Origin of the sequence: Streptomyces griseoruber, assembly GCF_001514205.1 — a bacterium.
Taxonomy (GTDB): Bacteria; Actinomycetota; Actinomycetes; order Streptomycetales; family Streptomycetaceae; genus Streptomyces; species Streptomyces griseoruber.
In genome coordinates this window covers 1-503 of the sequence record NZ_KQ948849.1, presented here as the reverse complement: position 1 = coordinate 503, position 503 = coordinate 1, and the positions used below count along the sequence as shown (strand labels likewise).

Genomic DNA, 503 nt, shown 5'->3' with positions numbered 1-503 from the left:
GGAAGGCGTACGTCGGCAACGCCACCGCCCGGGCGTCCTGCCCCGCCAGAACGGCCGTCCAGTCCACCGGAACACCCCGCACCCACGCCTCGGCCAGGGAGGTCAGAACACGGTGGGCGTCGCCCTTGTCACGGCGCAGAGTCCCCACCACGACCGCGTCCGGGGCGGCCTCCTGGACCGCCATGCCCAGCACCGGATGCGAGCTGACCTCGACGAACGCACCGAACCCCTGCTCCACCAGACCTGCGACGGCGTCCGCGAAACGCACCCGCTGCCGCAGATTCCGATACCAGTACCCGCCGTCCAGCCGCGCCGTGTCGATCACCTCCGCCTCCGTCGTGGAGAAGAACGGCACCTCACCCGAACGCGGCTCCACAGCCGCAAGCACCCGCGCCAGCTCCGCCTCGATCGCCTCCACATGCCAGGTATGCGAGGCGTAGTCCACCGGAACACGACGAGCCCTCACATCACTGCTCTCGCAGTGCGCCATCAACTCGTCCAAC

The 503-nt window shown here is 69.6% G+C and carries 1 protein-coding gene; it reads right to left on the bottom strand.

Annotation, left to right across the window (positions count from 1 at the left end; translation table 11 throughout):
- On the bottom strand, positions 1 to 466 hold a 466-nt coding region (locus tag AQJ64_RS44930), incomplete at its 3' end, for an acyltransferase domain-containing protein (protein ID WP_342342317.1).
- Positions 467 to 503: the final 37 nt, after the last annotated feature.